The sequence below is a fragment of the Aeromicrobium sp. PFPM2_SD2 genome (assembly GCF_057364525.1).
Genome location: NZ_JBNFNZ010000033.1, coordinates 1 through 11805 on the forward strand (window position 1 = coordinate 1; position 11805 = coordinate 11805).

13 protein-coding genes are annotated in these 11805 nt (G+C 73.3%); 5 read left to right on the top strand and 8 right to left on the bottom strand.

From position 1 onward, the window contains the following. Positions 1 to 166 precede the first annotated feature (166 nt). The 5 genes from AC2W7G_RS03485 (at position 167) to AC2W7G_RS03505 (ending at position 5243) form a co-directional block, all read left to right on the top strand. Positions 167 to 925, top strand: coding sequence for a hypothetical protein (locus tag AC2W7G_RS03485; protein ID WP_485867215.1), 759 nt, complete (start codon positions 167 to 169; stop codon positions 923 to 925). A gap of 10 nt (positions 926 to 935) precedes the next feature. Continuing rightward, positions 936 to 2168 (top strand): FHA domain-containing protein, encoded by a 1233-nt coding sequence (locus AC2W7G_RS03490; protein ID WP_485867216.1) that lies wholly within the window; start codon positions 936 to 938, stop codon positions 2166 to 2168. Positions 2169 to 2248: 80 nt separating this feature from the next. Continuing rightward, positions 2249 to 3703 carry an FtsK/SpoIIIE domain-containing protein gene (locus AC2W7G_RS03495; RefSeq protein WP_485867227.1) on the top strand — a complete coding sequence of 485 codons (1455 nt, stop codon included), beginning with the start codon at positions 2249 to 2251 and terminating at the stop codon, positions 3701 to 3703. Then, entirely contained in the window at positions 3598 to 3975 is a 378-nt protein-coding gene (locus tag AC2W7G_RS03500; protein ID WP_485867217.1) for an FtsK/SpoIIIE domain-containing protein, read from the top strand. Before AC2W7G_RS03495 ends, AC2W7G_RS03500 begins: the two co-directional genes overlap by 106 nt. Then, a complete protein-coding gene (locus AC2W7G_RS03505; protein ID WP_485867218.1) occupies positions 3969 to 5243 on the top strand; it encodes an FtsK/SpoIIIE domain-containing protein in 1275 nt (424 codons plus the stop codon). The genes AC2W7G_RS03500 and AC2W7G_RS03505 overlap by 7 nt, the downstream gene beginning before the upstream one ends. Here AC2W7G_RS03505 and AC2W7G_RS03510 read toward each other — a convergent pair whose 3' ends face one another. From AC2W7G_RS03510 to AC2W7G_RS03545, 8 genes are all read right to left on the bottom strand, one after another. Further along, positions 5244 to 6290, bottom strand: coding sequence for a hypothetical protein (locus AC2W7G_RS03510; RefSeq protein ID WP_485867219.1), 1047 nt, complete (start codon positions 6288 to 6290; stop codon positions 5244 to 5246). A gap of 27 nt (positions 6291 to 6317) precedes the next feature. Beyond that, positions 6318 to 6980 carry a hypothetical protein gene (locus AC2W7G_RS03515; RefSeq protein ID WP_485867220.1) on the bottom strand — a complete coding sequence of 221 codons (663 nt, stop codon included), beginning with the start codon at positions 6978 to 6980 and terminating at the stop codon, positions 6318 to 6320. Then, positions 6977 to 7570 (bottom strand): hypothetical protein, encoded by a 594-nt coding sequence (locus AC2W7G_RS03520; protein ID WP_485867221.1) that lies wholly within the window; start codon positions 7568 to 7570, stop codon positions 6977 to 6979. Before AC2W7G_RS03520 ends, AC2W7G_RS03515 begins: the two co-directional genes overlap by 4 nt. Next, entirely contained in the window at positions 7567 to 8787 is a 1221-nt protein-coding gene (locus AC2W7G_RS03525; protein WP_485867222.1) for a hypothetical protein, read from the bottom strand. Before AC2W7G_RS03525 ends, AC2W7G_RS03520 begins: the two co-directional genes overlap by 4 nt. Positions 8788 to 8828: 41 nt before the next feature. Continuing rightward, positions 8829 to 10169, bottom strand: coding sequence for a WXG100 family type VII secretion target (locus AC2W7G_RS03530; protein ID WP_485867223.1), 1341 nt, complete (start codon positions 10167 to 10169; stop codon positions 8829 to 8831). Continuing rightward, positions 10166 to 10456, bottom strand: a complete 291-nt coding sequence (locus AC2W7G_RS03535; protein ID WP_485867224.1) for a hypothetical protein — start codon at positions 10454 to 10456, stop codon at positions 10166 to 10168. The genes AC2W7G_RS03530 and AC2W7G_RS03535 overlap by 4 nt, the downstream gene beginning before the upstream one ends. Before the next feature lie 83 nt (positions 10457 to 10539). Beyond that, positions 10540 to 10836 carry a WXG100 family type VII secretion target gene (locus AC2W7G_RS03540; RefSeq protein ID WP_485867225.1) on the bottom strand — a complete coding sequence of 99 codons (297 nt, stop codon included), beginning with the start codon at positions 10834 to 10836 and terminating at the stop codon, positions 10540 to 10542. Between the two features lie 186 nt (positions 10837 to 11022). Continuing rightward, positions 11023 to 11805, bottom strand: a 783-nt coding sequence (locus AC2W7G_RS03545) for an HNH endonuclease signature motif containing protein (RefSeq protein ID WP_485867226.1), incomplete at its 5' end; no start/stop codon positions are given.

Genomic DNA, 11805 nt, shown 5'->3' on the forward strand with positions numbered 1-11805 from the left:
CCGACCCCCGAGGTCGAGCGCGCCGCACCGTCTGGTGGTGGGTCGGCGGCGTCGTGGGTGCTGCGGTCCTCGTCGCGCTCGTCGTGCTGCTCGTGACCAAGGTCCTCGGGGGCGGAGGCGGCGGTGGCGCGGCCACCGGCACCGTCGAGGCGCGACCGAGGAGGACGTGTACCCGACCGGCCTGGCCGTCGAGGCCGCCGCCCAGCACGACGGCGACGCCGGCACGACCTCGCTCACGTTCACCTACTCGGCCGGACGCACGCCGCTGCAGGGCGACGTGCTCGTCGTCGTCCCGCCGGTGAAGGCCGGCGGCGAGTGCCCGACCGTCGCCTTCGGCGGCGCCGTCGAGCGCAACCTCGGTCGCACCACCGGCGTCCTGCCCGAGTGCGGCGGGTTCTCCGTGCCGCTCTCGCTGGCCGCCGGCGACAGCGTGCAGGTCGAGGCGCAGGTCTCCGACCTCGCGCTCGGCGACGACCCCGAGCAGACGCTGCAGCAGTGGCTCGACCGCCAGCAGGAGGTCACCCGCGAGGCGGTCACCGACCCCAAGGTCACCGGCGTCGCGTCCTACCCCCTGCAGCGACTCACCGGCGTGGCCCTGCAGGTTCCGAGCACGCTCACGCTCGGCCGCGACGACGCCGTGCGCGTGCGCCTCTACCCGATCTGGCCCGACGGCAAGCCCGACGAGCTGCAGCCGCTGTACGACAGCAGCGCGGGCGGACGTCCGTCGTCGCTGCTGACGTCGTTCGCGGGCACGCAGGCGCCGACGTTCACCCCCTCGGCCAGCTGCGACGGAGCCGTCGTCGCCGTCGAGGGCGGCGACGTCGTCGTGCGCGGCCAGGTCCAGGGCTGCACGCTGACCGGACGCGTCGGCAACTTCGACGACGTCGAGAGCAACACCCTCCTCGTGGTGGGACCGAACGGATAGGAGACGTCCCTTGCGGATCGCCGTCACGCTGGCCCAGCCCTCGGGCGACACCGACGTCCTGATCGACTGCGACGACGCCACCCCGGCCCAGGAGATCGAGCGCGCGCTCGCCCAGGAGGTGGGGGCCCGCGAGCCGTGGAGCCTCGCCGTCGCCGACGACGAGCCCGGTGCCGTGGTCACCGCGGCCAGGGCCGGCCTGCAGCACGGGGCACGGATCGGGTTCGGGGTCGACACGGCCGCGCCCGAGCTGCCCACCAGCGGCCTGCAGCTGCACGTCGTGAGCGGCCTGCACGCCGGTCTGGTCGTCGCGCTGCCGCAGGGCACGCACGAGCTCGGCCGCGGCGGCTCCGTCGCGTGGGACGACCGGTCGCTGTCGCGCCGGCACACCCGCGTCACGGTGACGGCCGAGGCGGTCACGGTCACCGACCTGGACTCCACGAACGGCACGTACCTCGAGGGCGTCCGCCTGGACCCGCACGAGGAGACCCCCTGGCCGATCGGCACGCTGCTCGAGATCGGCGACTCGGCGGTCATGGTGCGTCCCGCGCGCCACGACGAGACCGTCGTGGAGGACGCCGAGCCGGGCTGGCGCTCGTTCCTGCGTCCGCCGCGGATCAAGCCGTACCACCTGACGCCGTCCGTCGAGGTGCCCAAGGCGCCGCAGGAGCCGAGCCGCCGAGGGTTCCCGATCATCGCCGCGCTCGCCCCGATGGTGCTGGGCATCGTCATGGTGCTGATCACCGGCAGCCTGTACTTCCTGGTGTTCTGCCTCATGTCGCCGGTGATGCTGGGGGCCAACTACTTCTCCGAGCGGCGCGGCGGCGCGAAGAACTACAAGGAGAAGCTGGCCGAGTACCACGAGAAGCTCGAGCGGGCCCAGACCCGGCTCGAGGAGCACACCACGGCCGAGCAGGCCCGGCTGCGCTCGGAGATGCCCGACGCCGCGGAGACGTACGTGACCGGTGTCCTGCCCGGCACCCGGCTGTGGGAGCGGCGCCGCCACGACGACGACTTCCTGGTCTGCGCCTCGGCACCGCCGACCAGCCGACCACCATCTCCATCTCCGGCGAGGTGCCCGAGACGCTGCCGGTGCTCCACGCCGTCCCGGTGGGCTTCTCGATCGTCGAGTCCGGCGTCGTGGGCATCGCCGGTCCCGACGAGCTCGCCGACGCGTCCCTGCGCTGGGCGATCACCCAGCTCACCGCCTACCACGCGCCCCGCGACCTCTCGCTGTCGTTCCTGACGTCGCGCGGCGGCGACGAGTGGTCCTGGCTCGCCTGGCTGCCGCATGCGCGTCCGGACGACCCCGAGGGCCCGTTCGCCATGGTCGGCAACGACGCCGAGACCCTGGCCAGCCAGGTCGCCTGGCTCACCGCGACCATCAAGGCGCGCAAGGACGCCGCCGGCAACCAGCGCGTGACGGCCGAGAGCTTCCCCGCCCACGTCGTCGTGCTGCACGGCTACCGCGGCCTGCGCTCGCTGCCCGGCCTGCAGGCGGTGCTCGAGGACGGTCCGTCGGTCGGCGTGTACGCCCTGTGCGTCGACGACCACCAGCGCTCCCTGCCCGAGCGCTGCGACGCCACGCTGCAGGTCGACCCGGTCGACCACCACCGCGCCGCCCTGCGCCGCAGCAACCACCCGGCCGTCCCCGACCTGCTCCTGGACGGCGTCACCGCGCGCTGGGCCGACGACGTCGCCCGGTCGCTGTCGAGCCTGCGCGACGCCGGCGGGGCCGAGGGCGCCGAGACGCTGCCCGACAGCGCCCGGCTGCTGGACGTCCTGGGCATCGACCCGCCGACGCCAGAGAAGATCCGCTCGAGCTGGATCGTGCAGCCCAGCAGCACCGAGATGGTGCTGGGCGTCGGCCTCGACGGTCCGTTCTCGCTCGACCTGCGCACCGACGGCCCGCACGGCCTCATCGCCGGCATGACCGGCTCGGGCAAGACCGAGCTGCTGCAGACGATGATCGCGTCGCTCGCCGTGGCCAACCGTCCGGACGCGATCAACTTCGTCCTGGTCGACTACAAGGGCGACAGCGCGTTCAAGGACTGCGTGAAGCTGCCGCACACCGTCGGCAAGGTCAACGACCTCGACCCGCACCTGGTCGTCCGGGCGCTGGAGTCGCTCAAGGCCGAGCTGAAGTACCGTGAGCACTTCCTGGCCGAGGCCGGCACGAAGGACATCGAGGACTACCAGGCGCTGCAGGCCAAGGAGCCGCACCGCCCGCCGCTGCCGCGCCTGCTGCTGGTCATCGACGAGTTCGCGCAGCTGAGCAAGGACCTGCCGGACTTCGTCTCCGGGCTGGTCAGCATCGCCCAGCTCGGCCGCAGCCTCGGCATCCACCTGCTCCTGGCCACGCAGCGCCCGAGCGGCGTCGTGTCGGCCGAGATCCGCGCCAACACCAACATGCGCATCGCGCTGCGCGTCGCCGACGCCGCCGACAGCACCGACGTCCTCGACGTGCCGGACGCCTCGCACATCGCCAAGTCGACGCCGGGCCGGGCCTACGCCCGCCTGGGTGCCGGCGCGCTCCAGGCGTTCCAGTCCGGTCGTGTCGGCGGACGCCGTCCCGGTGCGGTCGCCGTCGACGTCCCGCCGCCGTTCGTGAGCCGCACGTCGTGGCGCTCGCTGGGCTACTCGGCCCCGCAGGCCCCGCGCGCAAGGAGACCGAGGTGGCCGGCACCGACCTGTCCGAGCTCGTCTCGGCCATCGTCGACGCCGCGCGCGAGGACGCCGTGCCGGCCCAGCGCAGCCCGTGGCTGCCGCCCATCCCGCTGAGCCTGCAGTGGTCGCAGGACGTCCAGGGCGAGGCGCAGCGCGGACGGGTCCCGGCGTTCCCGTACGCGCGTCGCGACCTGCCCGAGGAGCAGCGCCAGGTCGTGGCCGACCTCGACCTCGTGCGCGACGGGCACTTCCTGGTCATCGGCTCGGCCGGCTCGGGACGCTCGCAGCTGCTGCGCACGATCGCCGCGTCCGTGGCCCGGCTGGCCGACCCGTCGACGTCCACCTGTACGGCATCGACTGCGGCAACGGCGCGCTCAACGTGCTGACCTCGCTGCCGCACACCGGCACCGTCGTCAGCCGCAGCGAGGGCCAGCGCGCGGCGCGCCTGCTCGCCCGGCTGGGGGAGGAGCTCGACCGGCGCCAGCAGGTGCTGTCGGCCGAGGGCTTCGGCGAGATCACCGAGCAGCGCCAGGCCAGCGCCGACCCGCTGCCCCACCTGGTGGTCATGCTCGACCGCTGGGAGGGCTTCACCGCCACGCTCGGCACCGTCGACGCGCTCAACGACGTGGTCATGCGCATCCTGCGCGAGGGCGCGAGCCTCGGCGTGCACCTGGTCATCACCGGCGACCGGTCGCTGGCCTACAACTCGCGCGTCTCGGCCATGACCGAGAACAAGCTCGCGCTGCGCCTGGCCGACCGCGACGACTACGGCCTGGTGGGCCTGCGGGCCAAGGACATGCCCGACTCGGTGCCGCCCGGTCGCGGCTTCGACCGCGGCGCCCACGAGACGCAGGTGTACCTGCTGGCCGAGGACCCGGTCGCCCAGGCGCAGGCGGCGGCCCTGACCCGCATCGGTGCCGAGGCGGCCGAGCGGGTCGGCACGGTGGACGTCCCGCCGTTCCGCGTGGACGCCCTGCCTCCGCGCATCGAGGTGCGCCAGGCGCTCGACCTCGTCCCGTCCGGGGCGCCCACGCCGCACCTGGTCGTCGGCGTGGGCGGCGACGAGCTGACCGCGTTCGTCCTGGACACCGAGCGCACGAACGCGTTCATCGTCGCCGGACCGGGCCGTTCCGGTCGCAGCTCGGTGCTGGTCGGCATGGCCCGTTCCGTGCTCGCCACTGGTGGCGCGGTCGTCGCGGTGGCCCCGCGGCCGAGCCCCCTGCGCGACCTCGAGGGCGAGCCCGGCGTGCTCGGCGTGTTCACGGACCCGACGACGCCGGCGGCGACGTTCGACGAGCTGGTGGCCGGTGCCGGTGGTCCGGTCGTCGTGCTCATCGACGACGGCGAGGGCCTGCGTGACGCGGCCGGGGGCGACTTCTTCCTGCGCGTGGCCCGCGGCCAGGTGGCCGACACGTTCGTCGTGCTCGGCGGCCACGCCGAGGGCGTCGGCGCCGGCCTCAGCGGCTGGCAGCCGGAGATGAAGAAGGCCCGCCAGGGCCTGCTCCTCTCGCCGCAGGGCCTGTCCGACGGCGACCTCATCGGCACGCGCGTCCCGCGCAACGTGCTGGGCCAGCCGGTCAGCGTCGGTCGCGGCTGGCTGCACCTGGGCGACGGCAACCTCGTCCAGGTCGCGACCCTTGCCCCGCCGCGGTAGCTAGCGAGGCAGGACGCAGGAGCTGGCGGATCGCACGACGGTGCGTCCGCCGGAGACGCTGACGTCGAGCGACGCCTGCGACTCGGGGTTCGCGTACGTCCGGCGCGCCGGTGTCTGCGCGGTCAGGACCAGGTCGTACGTCTCGGCCAGCGCGTCCAGCTCGTCCACGTCCGTGAGCCGCGCCGTGTGCGCGCTCGTCGCGACGAGGACGCGCTGCCACCCGCCGTCCGGACCGCAGTCCTCGGCCTCGGGTGCCGTGTACTGCCAGCGGCCGCGCTCGCCGAGGAGGTCCTGCGCGTCGTCGAACAGGGCGTTCTGCTCCCGGTTGGTGGCCGCGGAGAGTTCCTGGGACCGCGGTGCGGACCGGACGCTCGCCTCCGCGGGGTCGTCGGTCGCGTCCGAGCCGCCGGCCGTCAGTGCGGCCCAGACGACCATCACGCCGGCCACGACTGCCGTCGCCACGATCACGAACCCGATCGCGGCGAGGTTCGGGCGCGCCATCCAGAAGGGGAGCACGCCAGGACGCTTCTCGCGCAGCTGCGTGCTCGTGAGCTCCTTCGGCGCCAGGTCACGCCGCTCGGCCGGGACGGACTCGGCGATCGCGGCGAGGTCCTGCTCGGACCACGCACCGAGGTTCAGCAGGAAGCCGCCGTCGTCGTCGGACAGCACGAGGTAGGGGACGCTGATGACCCCGCCGCCGATACCGGAGGACCGCAGGTCGACGACCTCGGCGCGAGCGTTCCCGCGGCGGACGCTGCTGGTGCGCCCGTAGCGGCGGTACAACACGTCCGCCGCCGACACGGTCACGTCGACCTGGCTGGGAAGGGTGCGGCGCCACACGAGCACGGCGACGAGCGTGACGACCGCCGTGACCGCGGCGATCGGCAGGCCGAGCTCCCAGCCGATCCCGCGGAAGCCGACCGCCCCGACACCGAGGGCGATGAGCAGCGTGAGGCCCACCTCCAGGGGGCGCAGCCGGTACTGGCTGCGGTGCCCGCGGTCGGGGGCGAAGCGGACGGATCCGTCGGGCAGTGCGGTGCGGCTCATCGGGGCTCTCGGTGATCGGCGTGAGGGCTAGGACTGGTCGGCGAGACGGTCCTCGAGCGACGGCGACGCCCACGTGAGGGCGCCGTCCCCGTCGCGGTGCAGCGTCGCGGCGATCATGTCGAACACGAGGATCATGGCCTCGGCGACCTCGTCGGTCGACGTGACGAAGCTCAGCACGAGGAGCCGGTCCGGATCGGCCTGCACGGCATAGTCGACATGGGTGTGCCACACGACCGGGCCGCCCTCGTCGTCGCTCACCGGCTCCTCGGCACGGCGGACGCGGCGCAGCGCGGGAAGGTCGGCCACCGTGACGGCGTCGTTCTCGACGACGCCGGTCGCCTCGCCCAGCAGGGAGCGCAGCTGGGCGTCCAGCGCTCCGTCGGTCCCAGCGAAGAGCTGGGCGACGACGAGGGTCGCGCTGATGGGCAGACCGGCCAGCGGGTCGACGAGAGCGTGGACCTGGGTCACGCCACGCTCCGCGGCGCGGGCGACGTCGCGGCGCAGCCGCTGGTCGAGCTCGATGCGCAGCTGGATGAGCTCGTCACGAGCGGTGCCGCGGAACTGTCGGTCGAGCAGGCGGGTGATGTCCCGCTCGCGGACGTTCGGGTCCGTGTCGAGCGTGAACCAGCCGGACGGCAGGACGAGACGGTAGGAGCCGGGGACGGAGACCGTCCGCTGGTCGCCGGTCATGCCGCCACCCCGCCGTCGTGCGCGGTGCGGGCCAGGCCCTCGAGTGCCGACGCGACGTCGGAGGCCAGCACGAGGTCGTCCATCGGCAGCGTGGTCAGGGCCACCGCGTGCTCGGCGTCGTCGAAGAGCCAGAAGACCGTGACTGTCTCGGCGAGCTCGATCCCGTGCAGCGCCTCCTTGTACGTCCGTGCCCGCAGGAGGTGCGCCGTCCCGAGCGGCGTCGCGATCTCGCTGAGCTCCACCGGCTGGTGCAGGGCGGCGCCGGCGATGAACGACTCCACGAACTCGGCCGCCGTGGCGCCTGGAGCAGCCGGGAAGAGCGCGCCCATGGCGGCCGCCTCGACGGTCAGCCGCTGGCCACCCGAGGGCAGCAGGACCCAGGCGGCGAAGACGCCCATGGACTCGTTGGTCGCGCCGGCCATCTGGTCGCGCAGGTCGCACAGGCCCTGGGCCACCTGCCGCTTGACCTTCTTCGGCTTGGGGTCGTCGCGGAACCGCTCGTAGATCGAGTCGGCCAGGACGTCGCGGGGCAGGTCGAGCGGCAGCTCCAGCCACTCCTCGAACGTCCCGAACTCGATGCTGTCGATCATCGGCGTGCTTCCTCGCGGTCGGTGGTAGACATCTGGCGCTTGTTCCAGGCGCGGTGCCGGAGCTCGAGCCGAGCCAGCGCGGCCAAGCAGCCCACGCCCACGAGACCCAGGAGGAGCCGCACGGCGTCGAAGCCCTGGGGCACGAGCAGGACGAGGTTCGCGCCGGCGAGACCCAGGGAGGCCACGCCCACGACCAACGCGGCGGCCGGGACCAGGACGCCCCGCTCCTGGCCGGGGATCAGGCTGGCCAGCGCCTGGGGGTGCGACTCGTAGACCGAGGGATCCAGGTCGGCGGTCAGCAGGGCCGGGGCGTCCGGGTCGCGACGGGTCCGGACCTGGATCCCGGCGCCCAGGCAGGCCAGCTCGAGGGCGTCGGCACCGCCGGGCGGCACCCACCGCTCGGCCGAGGCGACCGAGAGGGCCACGCCGTGGCGGTCCAGGAACCAGATCGCGTCCGGACTGATGGCGCAGGTGACGACGCCACCGCGCCGCGGTCCGGGCAGCCAGGTCTCGCGGACGTGGTCGGTGTGCACCACCTCGTCGGCGCCGATCTGCAGCTGGGACTCGCGCAGCCAGCGCCAGTGGCCGGGCGGGACGACGTTCGGCACGACGGTGCGACCGCCGGGGGCCGGAGCCTCCTGCGCGAGGAACTGCTGGTTGAACCGCCAGGTGTCGGCGACGAAGGCCACGCAGGCGATCGCGACGACAGCCATGGCGAGGTCGGACTGCGGGCGTGCGTCGCCGGCGGCGAGGGCGGCGGCGTAGGCCAGGGCGATCGCGAGCAGCAGCACGCACTGCAGCAGCCGGTGGCGGCGCAACGAGTCCTGGGTCGGGCCTCGGGTGAAGGCGTCCGTCGCCCGGTTGACGGCGGCCACCTCCTCGGGCGAGGCGAGCTCGAGCGTGCAGCCGATCGCCTGGGCGAAGTCGGCCACGCCGGACGTCGCTCGCATGAGGTCGGGGTCGGCGGTCTCGATGGAGCCCAGGTGGAGGACCTTGACCGGGACCGAGAGGAGGACGGCTCCGTCGGCCAGGAACGCGACGACGTCCGCGGAGCGTCCTCGCCCGCCCAGACGGCGGCGCAGGTCGGCGCCGCGCACGAGGACGACCCGATGGACCTCCCCGGGCCGGGCCAGGACGCGACTCGTGCCGTCCGGGTCATGCACGACGAGCGAGGCGTCCTGCTCGGCCACGATGCGCCAGCCCCGCGTGTCGCGCACCGGGGGCCCACCTCGCGTCCCGGGTTGCAGGACGGTCCTGGTCATCGACCGACCGGGACCACGGTGGTCGGCCGGTCCGGCGCGTCGAACCGGAACACGTCGTCGAGGTGCTGGAGGTTGTCCCAGGTGCGGGTCATCGGACCAGCGATGCCGGCGGTGTCGTGCGTGGTCGCCGCCATGCTCGCCGCGCCGCCGAGTCCCTGGACGGCCATGCCGCCGCGGACCGCCCAGATGTCGCGGGGGAGCTGGTCGGCCATCGAGGTGAGGGCGCGGTGCTGGCGCAACGTGTTGGTCAGCGCGTCGAGGCCGGCGAGCTGCGACAGGCCTCCGGCCTGCGGCAGGGTGGCGAGTCGCGTGTTGACGGCCGCGACGGCGTTGTCCACGAGCCGGGTCTGGTGGGCAGCCATCCGGGCCTGGAGGGGCCCGAACGGGATGCGTCCCACGAGGCCGGCGGCCCGGTACGTGAGGCTGCCCCGCGCACCGGACGCCGCTGCGGCGCGGGCGACGGTCGTCATGCGGGCCAGGGCCGGGGCGGCGAGCTTGCCGCCCAGCTTGCCCAGTGGGCCGCCGATGACGCCCACGGTCGCCCACAGGACCTCCGAGAGGCCGGCCTCTCCCATCGCCGCCTGCACGAGCGTCAGCGCGAGGACGGTCGCCGAGACGATGGTGAGAGCCATGAAGAGTCCACCCAGGGCGACGGCGAAGCCGCCGAGGGTGGCGATGGTCAGGATCACGATGATGATGGCGGCCAGGACGAGGGCGACGACATTGAGCACGTCGATGGCCGCGGCGACGAACCCCTTGATGTTGTCCATCGTGCTGTCCTTGAACTTCTCGGACGCCTTGTTGATCCGGTGGGCCGCGTTGGTGGCGGCGGTCGAGAGGGCGCTCATCGCCTCCTCGAGGGCCGTCTTGGCGTTGTTCAGCGCCGTGACCGCGTCGGAGTGGGCCGTGGCGCGGTCGCTCTCGGCCTGCTTCTCCTCGGGCGTCGCGTCGTCAGCGTCAGCTCCGGGGATGGGATTCGCGGAGGCGCGCCGGGTGGCGTCGGCCTCCTCGGCGGCCTTGACGGCGTTCCAGGTCGCGGTACGCGCCGTCTGGACGTGTCCGGCGTAGGTGCGCAAGGCCGCGCCCGCGTCGGTGTACTTGTCGGCGGCCTTGCCGAGGTCGCTGTGCGCCTCCTCGGCCTTCTCGGCGAACTTCACGGCGGCCTCGCCAGTCCAGCCGTCGAGGCTGGCGAGCGCGCTGAGGGTGGACGCGGCATCCTCCATCACGCGTCCGCGGTCCTCGAACTCCTTGGCGACTCGGCCGACGTCGTAGGAGTCGGCCGGCACGGGATCGCTCGCACGATCGACCAGGTGCCACTCGGCGACGCGGCGGGTCATGCCTTCTCCTCCGTCAGGCTCGCGGCGAGCTCGAGGTCGGCCTGGGTGAACTGCTCGGCGGACTTGCTGGCCATGTCGGCGAGGGTCTCGACCTTCTCGACCAGCTTGTTGCGCCGGTCGTCCCAGTCGTTGACGAAGTTGTCGATCGCCTCCGCGACGATCTCGTGGGCGACGTCCTCGACGTCGTAACCCTTGAGGTCCCGGTCGGACTTCAGGTCGTCGGTGATCGTGGTCAGCTGGGTCGCGAGCGTCGAGAGGCGCTCGGCGTCGTAGGTCAGGTCAGCCATGGTCGTCTCCCCCGGGACGTGTCAGGACAGGCGAGTCCAGCAGGGACGCCGGGTGAGGGCGTCCCTGCTGGACCACGAGGTGCTCAGCCCTTGAGGGCGTTGGCCAGCTGCGTGTCGACGTCGGCGAACGTCTCGGCGGCCTTGTTGAGGTAGGTCGCCATGCCGTCGAGGCCCTCGATGGCCTTCGAGACGCCCTGGTTGAACTCCTCGTAGGAGGTGCGGAACTGGCCCGACGCGGCGTCGGTGACGAAGCCGCCGTTGACGAGTCCCTCGATCTGCGACTTGAGCGCCGAGAGCTGCGACTCGATGTCGACGCGAGCGTTGTTGAGCTTGGTCGCCTGGTCCTGCATCTCCTGGTAGGAAACCGAAACGTTGGCCATGCTGATCCCCCTAGCTGGGTGCCCGGCCCGGATAGCCGAGGCGAGACGGTCGTTGCAGGGAGACCTTAACGCAGGAATGTGTCGTGCGTCGCGGTGAGATCGTCCGTTCTTCCACTGTTCGGACGGACGTCTCCTCGCGGGTCGGAGCGGCAAAGCGTTGTGGCGGGCGACGTGCCGGGGACGTGCTCACGTGCGGAGTCGGGCCAGCGGTGGACGGACGGGCGGGACGCTCGACCGGTAGCGGTGGCCGGTGGGCGTGGTCCACTCGACGGCGCGTCCGCGGCCGCGCACCTGGACGCTCCAGCCGGGCAGGTGCTTGGTGGTGTGCGAGCGGACGCAGAGGCCCTGGGCGTTCTCGAGCACCGTCGGACCACCCTCCGCGAAGGCCCGGACGTGGTCGACGTGGCGGACGCGGCAGTCGCAGCCGGGCTGGCGGCAGCGTCCGTCCCGGGAGCGGACGAAGGCGGTGTCGGACCCGGTGGAGCGTCGACGCCGCGGGTCGCGGGCCACCAGGACGCCGTCGACGGGGTCGGTCAGCAGCCGGCGGATCGAGGGCGTCGCGGGCGTGGGCCACGAGCTGCTCGCCCACCGCGGGCGTGAGCGGCCGTAGCCGACGAGCTCGACCGGCTCGTCGGCGTCGTCGCCCAGGAGGGTCGGGGCGTCGAGGACGAGCTGGAGCTCGACGGCGGGCTTGCTGGCCGCGGTGAAGCCCGTGACGTCGGTGAGCAGCGTGTCGAACATGATCTGGCTGACCGACCGGACGTCGCCGGCGGACCGGGCCGTCTCGGCGCGGTGCCACAGGCTCTCGCGGATCGTCAGCACGTCCTCGGCCGGCCCTCGGACCCACAGCGCGGCGACGCCGTCGGGCTCCGGCGAGAGCTCGACGCGCTTGTCGGCGCGGGCCCGTGCGGCCCGCTCGTGAGCCGCCTCGGGGTCGAGGCCGACGACGACGTGCCGGGCGAGGTCGGC

Coding starts and splice junctions, on each gene's coding strand:
- AC2W7G_RS03495 (WP_485867227.1), top strand. CDS start 2,249: ATGGTCGGCAACGACGCCGAGACCCTGGCCAGCCAGGTCGCCTGGCTC.
- AC2W7G_RS03510 (WP_485867219.1), bottom strand. CDS start 6,290: ATGAGCCGCACCGCACTGCCCGACGGATCCGTCCGCTTCGCCCCCGAC.
- AC2W7G_RS03515 (WP_485867220.1), bottom strand. CDS start 6,980: ATGACCGGCGACCAGCGGACGGTCTCCGTCCCCGGCTCCTACCGTCTC.
- AC2W7G_RS03520 (WP_485867221.1), bottom strand. CDS start 7,570: ATGATCGACAGCATCGAGTTCGGGACGTTCGAGGAGTGGCTGGAGCTG.
- AC2W7G_RS03530 (WP_485867223.1), bottom strand. CDS start 10,169: ATGACCCGCCGCGTCGCCGAGTGGCACCTGGTCGATCGTGCGAGCGAT.
- AC2W7G_RS03535 (WP_485867224.1), bottom strand. CDS start 10,456: ATGGCTGACCTGACCTACGACGCCGAGCGCCTCTCGACGCTCGCGACC.
- AC2W7G_RS03540 (WP_485867225.1), bottom strand. CDS start 10,836: ATGGCCAACGTTTCGGTTTCCTACCAGGAGATGCAGGACCAGGCGACC.